Here is a 15,997-nt window from a genome sequence, read left to right as displayed (position 1 = left end):
TGCCCTACCCTACACCGGCTTCAGATCCCGCTTCTGGCCGCGGTACTTGCGGTACGCGGTATATGCCAGCACCGTAAGGATGAACGCGCCTGCCAGCAGGGCCCAGCCCCCGTATTGCTGCGGAGCCAGCGGCAGAGACAGGACCGGCTCGCTGCGGTCCTTGCCGAACATCACTCTTGCTGCATCCTGCCCATAGGATACAATCTCCAGCAGGCGGGCCCGTTCCACGGGCTGCTCCGAGCCTGCAACCCCTCCTGCGTAAGACATCCATGAATCAAAGCTGCTCACCGCCTCAGCAGGCCGGGAGATGATCACTGCAGGCCGGATATTCGCATACCGGCTCTGAAGTCTGGCCAGCGCCGCTGTCCAGCTCTTGAGATCATTCGCGGCGGCGCTTTGCTCCATATCGTTCAGATCCTCACGGACCAGCTTATAATACTGCATCCACATGGGCTGGCGGGGGTGATTGAGGCTGTTAGCGGCAAGCCGCAGCTTCGCCGCTGCCGCTTCCCATCTCTCCGGAGACGGCTGGGCCGCAGCCAGTGCAGACTTCATATCCAGGATCACGGACGAGAGTGCATTGATCCCCTCCACTGAGGTCATCCCTTCGAAGGATGAGGAGATGAAGATCTGCGAGATCTCCTCTGCTTCCTTGCGGGCCTTCAGTACATCTCCTTCAAGCACATAGCCGTACAGAGCTTCGGCAGCCTGCTCCAGCCGCTGCGCTCCGCTTCTGGCCGTGAGCGCAGCGGGATCACTGGGTACACTTCCGGCTGCTTCTATGTAAGCTGTACTTCCCTGGTCTGCAGCAGCATCACCCGCTTCAGCCTGAACGCGGCCTCCGCTGATACCGGCGAGCAGCCAGCACAGCAGGATTCCTGACAGTATGATTATGATTACTTGTCTGCGCGGCATAAGACATCCCTCCCACCTTAATGTATGGCGGAAGGACAAGAGTTAGAACGGAGGCTCAGCGCTTCATGGCAGTTCTGTCCGGAAGTGCAGGACGCCTTGTCCGGCCGCAGAACAGCCAGGCAGCGGCCGTACTGAACAGCGTAAGCCCCATGGTGGAATACTGAACAGCGATAAGATCATCATCAAGCACCGAGGGCAGCCATGGATACACACCTTGTGAATAATCCACTATATCATTAGCGAACGTCCACGCAAGCGCTACAGGCAGCATTCTCCGGAATGTGAAGAACCGGGCATAGATCAGGGCTTCCACAGCCATTCCGGTATGGGAGATCATCAGCATCCAGTCCTTCCAGGTGATGGAATCCCCTTGATAACCGCCGGCCACAATGATGCTGACCGCCCATATCCCGTACTTCACCGATGTTAACACAGCCAGCGCTTCAATCAGCTCACGCACCAGCGTTCCTGCAAGCCCTCTTGGCGGATAGAGCAACAGCAGTAGTGCAGCTGTGAAGAACAGACTGGCCGTAGGGCTGTCGGGAACGAACGGCAGCAGCCAGAGCGGTTCAGTCTGCGCTGTGAACGTAAGCTGATTGCCATACCACATATATCCGTAGACCGTTCCCAGCAGATTCACGATAAATAACAGCCATATTATTCTTCGGTCCCTAAATAACTTCTCAAACCATTGACCCGGCATATATACAACTTCCCCCCGACTGTAGCAGCTTCATTTCATTACAGCACTCATGACATAACAAAAACCTGAGCGCATACACGATCAGGTTTTGCGTTACTGTTATTTTACTGTCCGCTTTTTTGTTTGGCAAGCCAGCCGGCCAGCTCATCGATATCCTGCTCGGTCAGCCCTGCCCCCATAGCCGTCTCGTACATCGGCGGCATCTGGCCCTTACCTTCTTTTATAATAGTAAGAATCGCCGCCTGATCATGCTTGTCGCCTACACCGCGAAGCGCGGGAATTCCGCCGGAGCCCTTCATATCTTGCGCATGACAGGATATGCAGGTAGCCTTCTTATAGAGCTCCATCGCCGGATCATCCTTGTCCACAATGGCAATATCCTTCGGCTTGACGGCGCTTGTGGTTGGCAAGCCCGCAGCCCTGTTCTCGGCCGCCTTCTCCTCGCGCTGAACATCCTCTGGAATCTGGCCGGTTTCAGCCATCTCATGCTTGTATTCTGTCCAGGCTGTGTTGGTCAAGTAGACGATTGCTGCGAGGGACAGGAACATCAGAGAAGATGCAATCGGTCTGCGGTAGAACCGCCGCTCCGGACCGGTATCCAGGAAAGGAGCCAGCAGTAACGCCCCGAAGGCCACGCCTGTCACGCCCAGCGTCCCCAGCACAATATAGTCACCGGATGCGTAAGGAAGCTTCAAATACTGATAGAGGAACAGGAAATACCAGTCAGGAATCGGAATAACCGATGCTGCCGGATTGGCAGGGAACCCGAGCGGAGCCGGCTCTGAGATGGTCAGAACCAGAATTCCCACTAGCACCACTACGCCAACCATCCATTCCTTGAGCAGAAAGTTAGGGATAAAGGCTTCCGATTTGCCCGGATACGCCGTATAATCCGGCGGGGTAATGAATCCGTTCCCTCTGCGGACCCGGGAATCCCCGACGAATACCACCTTCTCTTTGGAGTCGTCTCCGTGTGCCATGACCGTGCCTCCTATACGTTATTTTACAGCGGACCGGATATGCCTTGTCTGCGGATCATAATGAAGTGCCCGACAAGCAGAATAAGCAGAACCGCCGGGAGGAAGAATACATGTAAGGCGAAGAACCGGGTTAGCGTCTCGGCGCCGGCAATACTGCCGCCCTGCATCAGCTCCTTGAGCACCGGCCCCATGAATGGAACCGAATTGGCGATCTCCAGTGTAACCTTGGTGGCGAAGTACGCCTTATTGTCCCACGGAAGCAGGTAACCGGTTAGTCCCAGTCCCAGCATGACGAAGAAAATCAGCATCCCCACCACCCAGTTCATCTCACGCGGAGCCTTATACGAACCGGTGAAAAACACACGCATCGTATGAAGGAACATCATGACAATGACGAGACTCGCGCCCCAATGGTGCATGCCGCGGACGATTTTACCGAAGGCGACCTTGGTCTGCAGATATTCCACACTGGCGTAGGCATTAATGATATCCGGGACATAGTACATGGTCAGGAACATTCCTGATAGGATCTGTATGACAGTGATGAAGAACGTTAGTCCGCCGAAGCAGTAGACAAAGGCTGAAAAGTGGTGTGCGGGATTGACATGCTCGGGGACCTCGTGGTCGGCAACATCTCTCCAGATCGGTGTAATATCCAGACGTTCATCAATCCAGTTATATACGTTTTTGAACACGCCGTTCACGCCTCCTTCGCCGAAACAGTATTAGGGACGATTTCACCGAGATATACCCAGCCTCCGTCAATCTTGGTGGTGTACTGGTCAAGCGGCTTGGCGGCCACGGCCAGTTGCCGGCCCTGCTTCGTATAGCGGGCGCCATGGCAAGGGCAATGATATTCATCGGGATATGCCTTGTTATTATTCCAGCCTACGGTACAGCCCAGATGCTTGCAGATGGGTGAAAGCGCATAAATATCTCCGTTCGCGTCTTTACGAATCCACGCTGTAAGCATCGCTGTACTGGCATACCACCCGTCCTGCTGTGGAAGCTCGAAGGTGAACTCCTGGGGCTCCTCTGTAATTTTGGACGCTTCCGCTACCTTGATGAATTCCCCCTCGCCTTTTTTCTGCAGAATCGGATCTACAGCAAACCGGACCATCGGCAAAATAACGCCGGCCCCCATAAAGGCGGTAGCCCCTCCTAGCGTATAGGTCAAAAACTGTCTGCGTGACATCTCGTTTCGGCTGGGCGGTTCTTGCGGAAGTGACTCTTCTTCTTCATTAAGGCTGCTCATACTGTATGTAACCCCCTTTTCAAAATGTGAGAAGGCACCTGCAGAGTTGTTGCATAGGTATTTTAGGTAAAAATTCCGTTTTCAATGAAAAATATCACAGTTCATATAAGTTCATCCTAATCATAGCTTAGGGTCCAAAACCCGTCAAGAATATTGTCTAAATTGTGACAGGCGTTTTCGGTGCTTTTTCAATAAATTGTTGATTTTCCGTCACATTTAACTCATTTCCCATTCTGCCATAAGGTCTGGATTTCACTGCGTACATACGCGCTTACCTCAGCCTTGGAATCAGCCGCTATCTCAGGCAGGCAAAGGAGTAAATCGCTTTCATAAATATCCTCCCTGCGCAGTTCCTCATTAGCAGACATCACGATTACGTACTGGAAGCCGCTGGATTTGACTTTTCGGCAAAGTTCATTCACAAGAACTGTTATTCCAGCCCCTGCATATTGTACCGCCGGATAAGTCACGACCCTCCCCTTGTACGGTTGTTCGGCCAATTCCAGGAAATCACGCTGCCGTTCCAGTAACGCGGCGGTCTCAGGCGGAGTCTCCGTGCCTTGAAGTCCGCTATACGGAATGATGCAGGTATCATAATATTGTCCATCGGTCTCCCAGGCTCTACTGTCAAAATCACTGAATTTCATAGATTCGCCCCCTCTAGCCGCATCCCGCAGCATGCATTTTTACTTTTAAAAGCATCATAAACAAGTGTATGCGGCTTGGCAATCTTTAAATTACAAAAAAAGAAATGCGCCAGGCGCATTTCCTATGCCAAACTTTTCAGTTCTTCAGTCAGATTCCGGAAAGCCGCCTCATCACCGGCAGCCAGCGCCGTGTCGATCTTCAGGTACAACATGTCGGTACGACGCTTTCTTAACGCTTCATCCCACACCATTTCTGCAGCCAGGCCCAGCATCACTTCATAAGTAGCCTTCATTTTGTCCATTCGATACACCTCCGCTGTTTAAGAAATTCCGTATTCCAATGCTTTTTTCACATAGCTTTCACTTGTGCGTGCCATCCTCAGCAGATCCTGCTCAGTCAATTCACGGACCACTTTGGCCGGTGTGCCCAAGGAGAGCGTGTACGGAGGAATGATTTTGTTCTCGGTTACAATGGAGCCGGCTCCTACTAAAGCATATTCACCAATCTCTGCTCCGTTCAGTACAATTGCACCCATTCCGATTAATGTGCCCTTGCCTATCCGGCAGCCGTGGATGATTGCTGAATGCCCGACCGAGATGTCATCCTCCAGCACCAGCGGCAATCCTTCCGCCACATGGCCGACCACACCATCCTGGATATTGCAGCGCTCCCCGATGATCACCGGCGCCAGGTCACCGCGAAGTACGGCGTTGAACCAGACACTGGATTGTTTGTTTATCCTTACATCGCCAACGAGCTTAGCGCCTTCCGCCACATAGACTGATTCATCAAGCTGCGGTATGTAACTCCCATAAGCAATCCGCATCACTCTCCCCCTTACCTGAGCAGATGCTTCGGCACAGCCGCCTCACATCCCCACGGTGTCATCATGACTACTGTTCCTGCGGGTTCCTCACCAAGCTTAAGCATGCCCAGATGCAGCATCATCCGCAAGATGCGCTGCTCGAGAATGGAAGCGGCATCATCGTAATAGAAGGGCTTGATCAGCCAGCCGATTCCTTCTGACAGCGAGGCTGTAGTCACCCATCTGCCGGCACTTAGACTGATCCAGTAGACCAGCGAAGGCAAATTGGGAATAGCCCCTTTATACAGTCTTAACCAAAAGGAGAATAACTGCATCAGCTTTTCTGATTTCCCCTCCGCCAGAAAATGCCCGCCTGCGGCTGTAAGCTGCAGCCTGTAGCCTTCCTCGGAGATCCAGCGGCGGTGGCGGGCATAATCGTACAGCAGGGCAAATCTCGGCGGATAATGCTCACAAGCCCTGCCGTAGCCGAACCTCCAGCCGCCCTTGCCAAGCAAAGGCTCCGTAATCTGCAGCGCATTCATCAACCCTTGCTGATTGCGCTTATAAAGCGCGCCTTCCTGGTTCAGCTCAGGTTCATTCTCCTTCACATACCGCAGGAACAGCAGCAGATCCCCGGCCAGTAAATCTCCCTCTCCCCTGTACACCGCCGGCTCCGGGACAGGAATTATCCGCTGCTGCAAATACTGGCCCATCTGCTCACGGAAGCGCTTCTTCAGATCCAACGGCACCTGGAACAGATACCGGCTCTGCTGGGAGGCTCCGCTGAACAGCCAGCCGCTGTTCTTAAGCCGGCTGACCAGCTCGCGGTAGTCACCGCTTTTGCCGGGCGGAGCATCGAAGGAAGCCTGCCTGGCGGCAGCCAGCAGATCCTCCAGGCTGAAGTGACTGCGTTCATCAAAGAGCAGGCTGTTCAGCAAACGCAGCTCTCCCGGGGAACTCCCCTTAATATGGGACTCCATGAATTCCCGGCTGCCCAAGGTGATCAGTATACTCTGAATCAAATCATGTTTGGAATTCCGTTTGCACTCACACTGATAGCGTCCCGCAATGGCGGTCAGCTGACCAATGTCTGCATAAGTGAGCATATCCGCCAGATTCATCTCTCATCGCCTCACTGTTTTACTACCATTATGGGAAATACAGCCCTTTTTATTCCTTTTGCTGCAAAAAAAATAACCCGAAGGGTCGGGTTAATGCTGTTTTTGTAAAATATGACGGGTGCAGTTGTATAATAAAGGATTCCATTCCTGCTCGTTCTTCTCCAGAATCGTGAGTGAGAGATTGCCGAGCCGTTCCGAATATTTATCTTTGTAAAGTGCGGTGTAGAGCTGCGCAAGGAATCCTCCATGGGAGATGACCAGAACATTCTTACCCGGGAAGCGGGCCGTAATATCCTCCAGGAATGCAAGACCCCGGACCTGAAGCGCCTCATCGCTCTCCTGTCCCAGAGACAGCAGCTTCCAATCCTTTCCCCATTTGGATTCTCGGGCTTCAGCCGTCATGCCCTCCACCTGGCCGTAGGCACGCTCACGGATACGGTCATCCGGCTCAAGTAGAGGAACACCCAGCTTGGCCGCTACGATCTTGCCGGTCTCTGCTGCACGCGACAGGCTGCTGGTAATACAATAGTCCCAATGGTAAGGCTCCTGCAGCAGCCGGTCGCCCAGCATCTCAGCCTGCCGCCTGCCTTCATCATTCAGCGGAATATCACTTTGCCCCTGAATTTTACCTACCGCATTCCAATCCGTCAGCCCATGGCGTATTAAGCCGATCAGCATCGCCTATCACCGTTCCCTTCCCTTTTATGTTTGCTTAATAATGTAACACGAATGAAAACAAATGTCTTCTTTTTTAACAAATATCAAAAACCCTCTTCTCCATACTCGGGAAGGGGGTTCTCATTGTCTGCGGTACCGGTTCAGACGGACCAGCAGGAATATGGATAATCCGACGCCCAGCGTCGACAATACCATCCAGTACTGCGGATGTGCAGGGCCCATATTGGCCACCAGCGGCTCAATGATCCCGCCCTCAGACTCCACCGGATAGGAAGAAGACCAGTCCAGGGTTAAACCTGCCACACCTGTCTCGACGATTCCGCTCTGTGCCGCCGTCGTATTCGAGGGGGTCTTGAACACGGTGAAGTATAAGAAGCTGGAGATAAACACCGCTAAGAAACAGGCAATCCATAGGCTTAAGCGATGCCGGAATACTGTTGAACTCCCCGCAGACTTCCCGTCACCAGGCATAAGCCAGGGGCTCTCCAGATAGATCCGCTCCATAACCTTACTGTTAATCGCTTCTGCCCGCTCATCGCTGACATCGAATCTTGTATCCTGCATAAGCTCACTGGTCTCCTGCCACAGCGCCCATTCGGCACTGCAGTAGGAGCAGGTTGCGATATGTCTCTCAAGTCTAATCCGCCTGGGATCTGTGGGGGGAGCGTCCCACAAGTGTGGAATGGAATCCTGCGCTTCCCTGCAATTCATAGGCCTTACACCCTCTCAGCCTGCTCTTCAACTTCAGGCTCATAGAAATAGGATTCGAGCTGCAGCTTCACACTGCTCCTAGCCCGGAACAGCAGTGACTTCACTGAGCTGACGCTCTGCTCCAGAATCACGGCAATTTCCTGGTAATCCATCTGATCATATTCACGCAGAATCAGCGCGGAACGCTGCTTCTCCGGGAGATTGTTAATCGCTTCGCGGACAAGTTCCATCCGTTCCTTACGCAATGCTGCCTGTTCCGGGGCAACATCAAGCGGTGCCACAGGCGTATAGCCGCTCTCTTCAAGCGACACATTCCCGGCACGGTTCTTACGAAGTTCGCTCAGCACTGTATTGCGGGCAATCGTGTACAGCCATGTGGAGAAAGAAGCATCCACTTCCCGGAAGGAATGAAGACTCCGGAAGGCTTTGTAGAAGGTCTCTGAACAGAGGTCTTCGGCAATCAGCTCCATATGGGAGTTCTTCAGCATGTGGTACACAAACGCCAATATCTTGCGTTGATATCGTCGCATGAGTTCCGAGTATAATTCTGTATCACCTTGCTTGATTAGCTGGATCAACTGGGAATCCGTCATGGTGAGTCGGCCCTCCTCGCCCTTGCACGTGTAATCCCGTCCGGTCCGTATCTACTTATACCGGGCAGGTAACAAAAAGTTGCGGCATTACTTCAAATTTGCAGCACAAAAATCCAATCTTCCTATGTATATTCAACTTACCGTTATTTAAGGCTTCCAACCTTCAATTCCTTTTCTAGACAGAAGAATGGCAGCATTCTCCCTGAAGGACAACACAGCCCGTCTCCACTTCTTCAGCAAGCGGTTACCTATACTTGGAAGGAATCTATAAACATACTTAACTCAGTATAGCACATTTTCTAACAGGAGGAAATTAATAGACTTTGAGAGAAGCACAGGCAGGCTGATGAAAGCGGTCTTATTTTCTTTGAATAAAGTATTGACAAAATGTAAACGGATACATATAATAAAAGTACAGTATGGTTTCTCTCCACTCCTATCCAAACACTACACGGTTCCAAGAGATTGTGAACTGTAACCGCTTATAATGTAAGCGGTCTTTTTTTTGCCCATTTTTACGAACATTTGGGTGTTTACTGAGCGCTTGTTTTTTGCGGGAGCCGGGGCATCATCTGATAGCAATTGGATTTCCTCTATTTAACAAGTAGAAACGGCTTTGCCGTCCTTTTAAAGGACGGTACCGTTTCAGCGAGAAATAGAAGGATAATGTATCGTGTGCAACATATAAATTCTTATATTTTAAATAAGAGCCGAGGCATACAGCCCCGGCTCTACTTTTACATATATACGGTATAATCATTCTCCTGCAGCAGAATTCTGGCCCGCTCCATGTCATTCTCCTGGCGAAAGGATAAGCGCATGATCCCGGGGACATCCTCGCGGCTCTCAATAATCTGCACGTTACTAAGGTTGATACCCTGGTCACCCAGCTCCGTAGCAATTCGGCCGATAATGCCGGGGTGATCGGGAACATCAATATGCAGATCGAACAGCGGAGTGATCATTCCCTTACGCCGCTCAGGAAGCTGGCTGCGGAATTGATTCGCCTCCTGGAAGGCCGACTCGATCCCTGCACCATCCCCGCTCTCCAGCAGATGTATGAACGAGGACACCTCATCGTTCCAATCCTTCAGCAGCCGCAGCATCACAGAGCGGTTATTCAGCAGAATATCGCGCCAGATGATCGGATCGCTCGAAGCAATGCGGGTAATATCACGGAAGCCCCCCGCAGCCAGCGTGCTGTATAAGGAGTCCGAATGGTCATATGCATGAATCTGATTCACCAGGGCTACCGCAATAATATGCGGCAGATGGCTGATCGCTCCAACAATCTCATCGTGGCGCTCCGGATCAAGCCGGACAATCTGTGCTCTCGTATGTAGCAGGAGCGACTCCAGAGCCTGGTATGCCGCTTCAGGTACGCCTGGCGGGGGCGTGAGCACGTAATACGCATTCTCGAACAGTAAGGAGGAGGCTGCCTCTACGCCTGAACGCTCCGATCCGGCCATGGGATGGCCTCCGATGAAATGTACACCGGGAATATCCAGTGCAAGGGCACACGCGGCGATGCTGGCCTTGGTGCTGCCGACATCTGTAATGATGCAGCCCGGCTTCAGCGGCAGCTTGCTTAACCGCTGAAGATAGTCCTCAAGCATGCCAACCGGAACACACAGAAAAATATAATCCGCATCCAGTGCAGCTTCTTCAAGTGATAATGTAGCCTGATCAACCACACCTCTGCTCACATATTTGGCAGCAGATTCAGGGCGGTGGGCATGGCCTACAACGGTCAGACCCTCCTTGCCTTTGAAGCAAAGGGCCAGTGAGCCGCCGATCAGGCCGACACCGAAAATCGCTATTTTTGTCGTCATGTTCTTAGTACTACCTGCCTTCTGTGGTATCGTCAATCCAGCTTCTGAGCCCTCACGGTTATGCGCGAACTTCCTGCTCCTTCAGCGCTTGCTCCAGGGCAGCTACGAAGGCTGTGTTCTGCTCGGCGGAGCCGATGGTCACCCGCAGATAGGTCGGATACCGGTGGAAGCCTGTTCTGACGATGATTCCTTGACGCAGCAGCGTATCGAAGACTTCAGCAGCAGGCTTACGTACATCCACCATAATGAAGTTGCCGTGAGCCGGGAAGGACGTAAGCCCGAGACGCGCGAATTCCGCCTCAAGCTGCACGATCCCTGCACTGTTAAGTGTACGGCACTGCTGCACATATTCCTGATCGGAAAGTGCCGCCACCGCTGCCACCTGAGCCAGGCGGGTCGTATTGAACGGCTCACGCACCTGGTTAATCAAGGAAATCACCTGCTGGCTGGCTACACCATAGCCGATACGGAGCGCAGCAAGACCATAGATTTTGGAGAAGGTACGAAGGACTACCAAATTAGGATATTTATCGATCAATTTAATACCGTCGGTGTAGCTGAGATCGGTCACATATTCGTAATAGGCCTCATCCAGGACTACCATCACGCCGGCAGGTACTGCATCCAGGAACGAAATCAGAGCATCCTCGGGCACAATGGTACCGGTTGGATTGTTCGGATTGCAGATCCAAATGATCTTGGTCCGGTCAGTAATCTTCGCCAGCATCGCATCCAGATCATGCGTTCCGTCCTTAAGCGGGACTTCTATAGTCACAGCTCCTTCGATATCCGCATTGCTCTTATATACAGAGAAGGTCTGATCGGCCATAATCGTCTCGTCACCGGGCAGGAAGAAGGCACGGGCAATCAGAGCAATAATCTCATCCGATCCGCATCCGAAAATAATACGGTCGCCCGCCACGCCCAGGTGCTTAGCCAGGGTCGCCGTCAGCTCAGCGGCAGAGCCGTCCGGGTATAAAAAGAGGTTATCCAGCTCCGCTACAATAGCGGCCTTTGCACTTGGTGCAGCCCCGTAAGGGTTCTCGTTGGATGCCAGCTTAATGACTTCGCTTAAGCCCAGCTCCTTCTTGACTTCTTCAATTGGTTTCCCGGGCTTGTAGACAGGAAGGTCAACAATATTCGGTTTTGGATTCATGGGTGATCCTCGCTCTCCAAAAGTTAATTAGGTCTTAATTGTGCCACAAATTCACGAATTTGCAACAGTCCGGCGCTTCTCGTCTGCGGCTGGGACAGCAGGGGAATAACCTCCTCCACCTTGCGGACGATGGCGCTACCTACTACTACACCATCACAGATCTTGGCAAAACGGGATACCTGTTCTCCAGTGGAGATTCCGAATCCTACAGCAACCGGCAGATCCGTAGACCGGCGGACGGACGCTATGAATTCATCTACTCCGCTGTGGAAGCTTGAGCGTTCCCCGGTTACACCGAGTGAGGATACACAATAGACAAAGCCGCTTGCGCCGGATACGATCCGGGCAATCCGTTCGCTGGAGGTCGGGGCCACGAGCGGAATGAGATTCACTCCGGCGGCACGGCTGCGTGCACGCATGTCTTCTGATTCCTCAATCGGCAGGTCTGGAATAATCAGCCCGCTGATCTCATGGGTATTCAGCTCTGCAAAAAACGTATCCAGCCCCATCTGCAGCACCGGATTATAATACGTGAACAGGATGAACGGCAGCCCGCTGCCTGCCTGCCGTGCTTTCAGCGCCGTCTCCATACAGGTACGCAGATGAACCTTGCTTCGCAGCGCTCTTGCAGACGCCCGCTGGATGACCGGACCGTCGGCAAGCGGATCGGAGTAAGGAACGCCAAGCTCCAGGATATCCGCTCCGGCTGCTTCCAGCTCAGCAATAATATCCAGTGTAGTCTCGAGATCAGGATCGCCTACGGTAAGGAACGGAATAAGGGCAGTCCGGCCTTCCGCCTTCAGCCGGTTAAACGTCAGGTCCATCCGGTTAGTCGTTTCAGTTGTCATTGCTGCTCCGCCCCTTCCGTATAAGCCATAATGGATTCGACATCTTTGTCGCCGCGTCCCGATAGGCAGATCACCACAATATCATCCTTGGTCAGCGTCTTGCCGAGCTTCACCACATGGGCAATGGCATGAGCCGATTCCAGGGCGGGAATAATGCCTTCTGTCACGCAGAGCAGCTTCAGCGCTTCCAGCGCTTCCGCATCGGTCACCGGCACATACTGGGCACGGTGAATGTCCTTGAGATAGGAATGCTCTGGCCCAACGCCCGGATAATCCAGTCCGGCTGATATGGAATGGGCCTCGATGACTTGTCCATGCTCATCCTGCAGCAGATAGCTCAGCGAGCCCTGGAACACGCCATGGCTTCCCTTGCTCATGGTTGCTGCATGGAAGGGAGTGTCTACGCCCTTACCGGCAGCTTCAACACCAATCATCGCCACCTGCTCATCCTCCATGAACGGATAGAACATGCCGATGGCATTGCTGCCTCCGCCTACTGCGGCAACCAGCAAATCCGGCAGACGCCCTTCCGCCTCCAGAATCTGGCGGCGGGTCTCATCACCGATAATCCGCTGGAAGTTGCGGACCATCATCGGATACGGATGGGGACCAACCGCAGAGCCAAGCACATAGAACGTATCTTCCACATTGCTCACCCAGTAGCGGAGCGCCTCATTCCCGGCATCCTTCAGCGTTCTGGAGCCGGAGGTCACCGGAATAACTTCTGCCCCGAGCAGCTTCATGCGGAAGACATTCAGCGCCTGGCGGCGGGTATCCTCTTCACCCATGAACACCTTGCATTCCATACCGAGCAAGGCGGCTACCGTAGCGGTCGCTACTCCGTGCTGGCCTGCGCCGGTTTCGGCAATCACCTTGGTTTTACCCATCATTTTGGCCAGGATGCCTTGTCCGATAGCATTGTTAATCTTGTGGGCGCCTGTATGATTGAGGTCCTCCCGCTTCAGATAGATCTTGGCCTCGCCAAGCTGCTTGCTTAGCCGCTCTGCATAATACAGCGGGGTCTCGCGGCCCGAATACTGCTTGAGCAGATAATCTATTTCCTTCTGAAAGGCCGGGTCTGCCGAGAATTTATTGTAAGCCTCTTCCAGCTCGATCAGTGCAGTCATCAAGGTCTCAGGAACGAAGCGGCCTCCAAAAGAACCAAAACGCCCATTTTTGTCCGGTACTTGTATCATGATTGCTTCACCCTTTCTACGAAAGCTGTCATTTTGGCAATGTCCTTACTGCCGTTACTCTCAACTCCGCTGGAGACATCCACGCCATAAGGGGCGTAGCCGTCCAGCAGCTCGTTCACATTGTCCGGATGCAAGCCTCCGGCTATAAATAAAGGCAGCGCATGCTTCGCCGCCGCTTGCTGGTATAAGGGAATCTGCTCCCAATCAAATGTACGGCCCGTACCGCCGCGCTCCTGCGGATCATAGGTATCCAGCAGCAGCGCATCAATGGTACCGGCATAGCTGTCCAGAAGAGGTTGAACCTCATCCCCTGCATCAGGACTGCGCCCGGCAACCGAAAGAGCCTTCCAGACCTTAACCTGGGGAAAAGCAGCCTTGACCTCCGCACAGAACTGCGGACTCTCTTGTCCATGAAGCTGCACAACATCCAGCGGTACAGTTCTCAGCAGCTCTGCCAGCTCAGAAAGGCCGGGGTTGACGAATACGCCAACAGGTCGGGGCGCAGGCTCAGACTTCCAGTTGCCCAGCTCTGCAATCAGCTCCGCAGCCACACCCGCGGTAACCCTCCGGCGGCTGGGTGCAAATACCAGGCCCACATAATCGAGCGGCAAACTATTCATAGATTTTAGCACTTCAACGCCCTGAAGTCCACAGATTTTTACGAGAGGTTCAGTCACGCTGCACACGATCCTTCCCGGCTGGAAGCGGACCGAGCAGCTGATGGATTGCCTGCTCTACATCCGGCTGGCGCATCAGGTATTCTCCGACCAGCACACCGGTTGCCCGTGTCTTGCGGAGATACGCAATATCCTCCGGCCCGGTAATTCCGCTCTCGCTGATTACCGGAAGACCGGCGGGCAGCAAGGCTGCCAGCTCCTCCGTAGCGGAGAGTGAGGTTTCGAACGTCTTGAGATTCCGGTTATTGATGCCCAGCAGAACCCCGGGATGTTCAGCCTTGCCAGTAGACAATACCGTCTCCAGTTCAGTGCGGTCATGGACCTCAATCAGGATATCGAGTCCAAGCGCGGCAGCGGAGTCAGTGAACCCGGCGAGCTGCTGCGGGGTCAGAATGGCCGCAATCAGCAGAATCGCATCCGCGCCAAGCAGGCGGGCCTCATAGATCTGCTTCTCATCAATGATGAAGTCCTTACGCAGCAGCGGAAGCTGCACAGCCTCTCTAACCTGCTGGAGATACACGCCGCTGCCCTGAAAATATTCCTGATCCGTCAACACCGACAGGCAATCGGCGCCTCCCGCTTCATACCCCCGGGCAATCGACACCGGATCGAAATCGGCCCGGATCAGCCCCTTGGACGGCGAGGCCTTCTTCACTTCGGCGATCAGCCCCATCTCCCGGTTCCGGCGTTCAGTCAAGGCGCTGCGGAAGCCTCTGGTAGCAGGCAAACCTGCAATGGAGCGCTCAACCGCAGCGAGCGAGAATTTCCGGCTTAACGCTTCTACCTCTTTCACCTTCGTGGCAACAATCCGGTCAAGATACATAATCAAGCTCCTTTGTCATCGCTTTTAACTGTTCCAGCTTGCGCAGGGCCGCCCCTGAATCCACAACCTCTCTGGCACGGTCCACGCCTTCCTTAAGTGTATCCGCTAGACCGGCGACATAGATGCAAGCTCCGGCATTCGCGAGTACGATATCACGGTACGGATTGATATTACCCTCCAGCACTGTAGTGATAATCGCCGCATTCTCTGCAGCATCACCGCCCATGACATCCTCCAGCGGATGTTGGCTGAGGCCAAGCTCCTGCGGTGTAATTACATAGGTGGTGACTAGGCCCTGCTTCAGCTCGGAGACCTGAGTCGGTGCCGAGATGCTGATCTCATCCAAGCCGTCCAGGCTGCTGACAATCATCGCCCGCTTGGAGCCGAGCTCACCCAGGACCTTGGCAACCGTCTCTGTCTTGTTACGGTCGTAGATGCCCATCAGCTGCCGGTCTGCTCCGGCCGGATTGGTCAGCGGACCCAGCATATTGAAGACTGTCCGCACACCCAGCTCACGGCGGGGAGCAGCGGCATGCTTCATGGACGGATGATAGATTTGAGCGAACAGGAAGCAGATGCCGATACTGTCCAGACATTGCCGCGCCTGCTCCGCATTCAGATGAATATTAACACCAAGCGCTTCCAGCACATCTGCGCTGCCCGCTCTGCCGGACGCCGAACGGTTGCCATGCTTCGCAACTCTTACAGAAGCAGCGGAAGAGATGATTGCCGATGCTGTGGAGATATTGAATTTATGAATGCCGGAGCCTCCCGTGCCGCAAGTATCCAGCAGCTGGCTCCGTTCTGTAAGCACCTGTGTGCCGAAGCCGCGCATCGCCTCTGCGAAGCCGGTGATTTCTTCAACGGTCTCCCCTTTAATCCGCAGCGCGGTCAGCAGCGCTCCGATCTGTGCCGGTGAAGCTGCACCTTCCATAATCGTGCCCATAATCTCGCGGGCCTGCGTACGGGTAAGATCCTCTCCCTCGATTAAACCGGCAATTCCTGATTGTAGTAACTGGCTTGCATCCATAGTTGATGTCCTCCTAAAAGTTTTAA

At 53.6% G+C, this 15,997-nt stretch carries 19 protein-coding genes; all 19 read right to left on the bottom strand.

Annotated features, from left to right (window positions below; all coding sequences use genetic code 11):
• Window positions 1-9 precede the first annotated feature (9 nt).
• On the bottom strand, window positions 10-915 hold the full coding sequence (locus MKX42_RS13280; protein WP_340752902.1) for a sporulation protein YpjB: 906 nt from the start codon (window positions 913-915) through the stop codon (window positions 10-12).
• A gap of 55 nt (window positions 916-970) precedes the next feature.
• Window positions 971-1,618, bottom strand: coding sequence for a DUF1405 domain-containing protein (locus MKX42_RS13275; RefSeq protein WP_340752901.1), 648 nt, complete (start codon window positions 1,616-1,618; stop codon window positions 971-973).
• A gap of 104 nt (window positions 1,619-1,722) precedes the next feature.
• Window positions 1,723-2,598 carry a c-type cytochrome gene (locus MKX42_RS13270; protein ID WP_340752900.1) on the bottom strand — a complete coding sequence of 292 codons (876 nt, stop codon included), beginning with the start codon at window positions 2,596-2,598 and terminating at the stop codon, window positions 1,723-1,725.
• A 23-nt stretch (window positions 2,599-2,621) separates the two neighbouring features.
• On the bottom strand, window positions 2,622-3,293 hold the full coding sequence (qcrB, locus tag MKX42_RS13265) for a menaquinol-cytochrome c reductase cytochrome b subunit (RefSeq protein WP_036727267.1): 672 nt from the start codon (window positions 3,291-3,293) through the stop codon (window positions 2,622-2,624).
• Between the two features lie 5 nt (window positions 3,294-3,298).
• On the bottom strand, window positions 3,299-3,853 hold the full coding sequence (locus MKX42_RS13260) for a ubiquinol-cytochrome c reductase iron-sulfur subunit (protein WP_340752899.1): 555 nt from the start codon (window positions 3,851-3,853) through the stop codon (window positions 3,299-3,301).
• Window positions 3,854-4,074: 221 nt separating this feature from the next.
• On the bottom strand, window positions 4,075-4,500 hold the full coding sequence (locus MKX42_RS13255; RefSeq protein WP_340752898.1) for a DUF2487 family protein: 426 nt from the start codon (window positions 4,498-4,500) through the stop codon (window positions 4,075-4,077).
• 122 nt (window positions 4,501-4,622) lie between these two features.
• Window positions 4,623-4,802, bottom strand: coding sequence for an IDEAL domain-containing protein (locus MKX42_RS13250; RefSeq protein ID WP_340752897.1), 180 nt, complete (start codon window positions 4,800-4,802; stop codon window positions 4,623-4,625).
• Window positions 4,803-4,820: 18 nt separating this feature from the next.
• Window positions 4,821-5,327, bottom strand: a complete 507-nt coding sequence (locus tag MKX42_RS13245; protein WP_340752896.1) for a gamma carbonic anhydrase family protein — start codon at window positions 5,325-5,327, stop codon at window positions 4,821-4,823.
• An 11-nt stretch (window positions 5,328-5,338) separates the two neighbouring features.
• On the bottom strand, window positions 5,339-6,427 hold the full coding sequence (locus MKX42_RS13240; RefSeq protein ID WP_340752895.1) for a hypothetical protein: 1,089 nt from the start codon (window positions 6,425-6,427) through the stop codon (window positions 5,339-5,341).
• Window positions 6,428-6,517: 90 nt separating this feature from the next.
• The gene (locus tag MKX42_RS13235) at window positions 6,518-7,105 is read right to left on the bottom strand and encodes a histidine phosphatase family protein (RefSeq protein ID WP_340752894.1); all 588 of its coding nucleotides are present in this window, start codon (window positions 7,103-7,105) and stop codon (window positions 6,518-6,520) included.
• 120 nt (window positions 7,106-7,225) lie between these two features.
• On the bottom strand, window positions 7,226-7,669 hold the full coding sequence (locus MKX42_RS13230; RefSeq protein ID WP_051478164.1) for a hypothetical protein: 444 nt from the start codon (window positions 7,667-7,669) through the stop codon (window positions 7,226-7,228).
• Window positions 7,670-7,821: 152 nt separating this feature from the next.
• Window positions 7,822-8,409: an RNA polymerase sigma factor gene (locus tag MKX42_RS13225; RefSeq protein ID WP_340752893.1), complete on the bottom strand. Its 588-nt coding sequence runs from the start codon at window positions 8,407-8,409 to the stop codon at window positions 7,822-7,824.
• 737 nt (window positions 8,410-9,146) lie between these two features.
• Window positions 9,147-10,241 (bottom strand): prephenate dehydrogenase, encoded by a 1,095-nt coding sequence (locus tag MKX42_RS13220; protein WP_340752892.1) that lies wholly within the window; start codon window positions 10,239-10,241, stop codon window positions 9,147-9,149.
• Between the two features lie 58 nt (window positions 10,242-10,299).
• Window positions 10,300-11,397: a histidinol-phosphate transaminase gene (gene hisC, locus MKX42_RS13215; RefSeq protein WP_340752891.1), complete on the bottom strand. Its 1,098-nt coding sequence runs from the start codon at window positions 11,395-11,397 to the stop codon at window positions 10,300-10,302.
• A gap of 23 nt (window positions 11,398-11,420) precedes the next feature.
• Entirely contained in the window at window positions 11,421-12,245 is an 825-nt protein-coding gene (gene trpA, locus MKX42_RS13210; RefSeq protein WP_340752890.1) for a tryptophan synthase subunit alpha, read from the bottom strand.
• Window positions 12,242-13,441 (bottom strand): tryptophan synthase subunit beta, encoded by a 1,200-nt coding sequence (gene trpB / locus MKX42_RS13205; protein WP_340752889.1) that lies wholly within the window; start codon window positions 13,439-13,441, stop codon window positions 12,242-12,244. Before trpB ends, trpA begins: the two co-directional genes overlap by 4 nt.
• Complete coding sequence (locus MKX42_RS13200) at window positions 13,438-14,118, bottom strand: phosphoribosylanthranilate isomerase (RefSeq protein WP_340752888.1); 681 nt, start codon at window positions 14,116-14,118, stop codon at window positions 13,438-13,440. The genes trpB and MKX42_RS13200 overlap by 4 nt, the downstream gene beginning before the upstream one ends.
• Window positions 14,111-14,941, bottom strand: a complete 831-nt coding sequence (gene trpC, locus MKX42_RS13195; RefSeq protein ID WP_340752887.1) for an indole-3-glycerol phosphate synthase TrpC — start codon at window positions 14,939-14,941, stop codon at window positions 14,111-14,113. The genes MKX42_RS13200 and trpC overlap by 8 nt, the downstream gene beginning before the upstream one ends.
• Window positions 14,931-15,971 (bottom strand): anthranilate phosphoribosyltransferase, encoded by a 1,041-nt coding sequence (gene trpD / locus MKX42_RS13190; RefSeq protein ID WP_340752886.1) that lies wholly within the window; start codon window positions 15,969-15,971, stop codon window positions 14,931-14,933. Before trpD ends, trpC begins: the two co-directional genes overlap by 11 nt.
• Window positions 15,972-15,997: the final 26 nt, after the last annotated feature.

Source organism: Paenibacillus sp. FSL R7-0204, from assembly GCF_038002225.1.
Lineage (GTDB): Bacteria > Bacillota > Bacilli > Paenibacillales > Paenibacillaceae > Paenibacillus_AQ.
Note: the sequence above shows the minus strand (reverse complement) of the source record. Positions and strands in the feature narration are given on the sequence as shown.

Bases quoted from the DNA above. Each gene is read 5' to 3' on its own strand.
- trpB (WP_340752889.1), bottom strand. From the start codon at position 13,441: ATGATACAAGTACCGGACAAAAATGGGCGTTTTGGTTCTTTTGGAGGC.
- MKX42_RS13245 (WP_340752896.1), bottom strand. From the start codon at position 5,327: ATGCGGATTGCTTATGGGAGTTACATACCGCAGCTTGATGAATCAGTC.
- MKX42_RS13235 (WP_340752894.1), bottom strand. From the start codon at position 7,105: ATGCTGATCGGCTTAATACGCCATGGGCTGACGGATTGGAATGCGGTA.
- hisC (WP_340752891.1), bottom strand. From the start codon at position 11,397: ATGAATCCAAAACCGAATATTGTTGACCTTCCTGTCTACAAGCCCGGG.
- MKX42_RS13280 (WP_340752902.1), bottom strand. From the start codon at position 915: ATGCCGCGCAGACAAGTAATCATAATCATACTGTCAGGAATCCTGCTG.
- MKX42_RS13250 (WP_340752897.1), bottom strand. From the start codon at position 4,802: ATGGACAAAATGAAGGCTACTTATGAAGTGATGCTGGGCCTGGCTGCA.
- MKX42_RS13260 (WP_340752899.1), bottom strand. From the start codon at position 3,853: ATGAGCAGCCTTAATGAAGAAGAAGAGTCACTTCCGCAAGAACCGCCC.
- MKX42_RS13225 (WP_340752893.1), bottom strand. From the start codon at position 8,409: ATGACGGATTCCCAGTTGATCCAGCTAATCAAGCAAGGTGATACAGAA.
- MKX42_RS13240 (WP_340752895.1), bottom strand. From the start codon at position 6,427: ATGAATCTGGCGGATATGCTCACTTATGCAGACATTGGTCAGCTGACC.
- trpA (WP_340752890.1), bottom strand. From the start codon at position 12,245: ATGACAACTGAAACGACTAACCGGATGGACCTGACGTTTAACCGGCTG.
- MKX42_RS13220 (WP_340752892.1), bottom strand. From the start codon at position 10,241: ATGACGACAAAAATAGCGATTTTCGGTGTCGGCCTGATCGGCGGCTCA.
- MKX42_RS13255 (WP_340752898.1), bottom strand. From the start codon at position 4,500: ATGAAATTCAGTGATTTTGACAGTAGAGCCTGGGAGACCGATGGACAA.
- trpD (WP_340752886.1), bottom strand. From the start codon at position 15,971: ATGGATGCAAGCCAGTTACTACAATCAGGAATTGCCGGTTTAATCGAG.
- trpC (WP_340752887.1), bottom strand. From the start codon at position 14,941: ATGTATCTTGACCGGATTGTTGCCACGAAGGTGAAAGAGGTAGAAGCG.
- MKX42_RS13270 (WP_340752900.1), bottom strand. From the start codon at position 2,598: ATGGCACACGGAGACGACTCCAAAGAGAAGGTGGTATTCGTCGGGGAT.
- MKX42_RS13230 (WP_051478164.1), bottom strand. From the start codon at position 7,669: ATGCAGGATACAAGATTCGATGTCAGCGATGAGCGGGCAGAAGCGATT.
- MKX42_RS13275 (WP_340752901.1), bottom strand. From the start codon at position 1,618: ATGCCGGGTCAATGGTTTGAGAAGTTATTTAGGGACCGAAGAATAATA.